Raw genomic sequence first — 618 nt, 5'->3', positions numbered from 1 at the left:
GGGTCGTTAGCTCAGTTGGGAGAGCATCGCCCTTACAAGGCGAGGGTCACTGGTTCAAGTCCAGTACGACCCACCATTACTTTTTGAAGCAGAGAGCATCGCAACTCTTTACAACGAAAAGGCTCGGTGGTTAAGTTCAGTAAAACCAACCATTTAATCTAAAAACAAAATTTATATGTGGGTCGTTAGCTCAGTTGGGAGAGCATCGCCCTTACAAGGCGAGGGTCACTGGTTCAAGTCCAGTACGACCCACCACATATAAAACCTCCTTATTTTATCTCTAGTTTTCAAAAGCATCGCCACTCTTTACAAAACACAGGCTCGATGATTCAAGTCCAGTACGACCCACCACATATAAAACCTCCTTATTTTATCTCTAGTTTTCAAAAGCATCGCCACTCTTTACAAAACACAGGCTCGATGATTCAAGTCCAGTACGACCCACCACATATAAAACCTCCTTATTTTATCTCTAGTTTTAAAAAGCATCGCCACTCTTCACAAAACACAGGCTCGATGATTCAAGTCCAGTACGACCCACCACATATAACAATCACTTCTACTATCTAACTTCTACTATCTAACTTCTACTATCTAACTTCTACTATCTAACTTCTA

General features: G+C 41.6%; 2 tRNA genes. Both read left to right on the top strand.

The features are described from left to right. Nucleotides 1–76 (top strand) — tRNA-Val (locus NH153_RS19565). Between the two features lie 103 nt (nt 77–179). After that, nucleotides 180–255, top strand: a tRNA-Val gene (locus tag NH153_RS19560). Nucleotides 256–618 lie beyond the last annotated feature (363 nt).

It is taken from the genome of Pseudoalteromonas gelatinilytica, assembly GCF_001641615.1.
Taxonomy (GTDB): domain Bacteria; phylum Pseudomonadota; class Gammaproteobacteria; order Enterobacterales; family Alteromonadaceae; genus Pseudoalteromonas; species Pseudoalteromonas gelatinilytica.
This window is presented reverse-complemented; position numbering and strand designations above follow the sequence as displayed.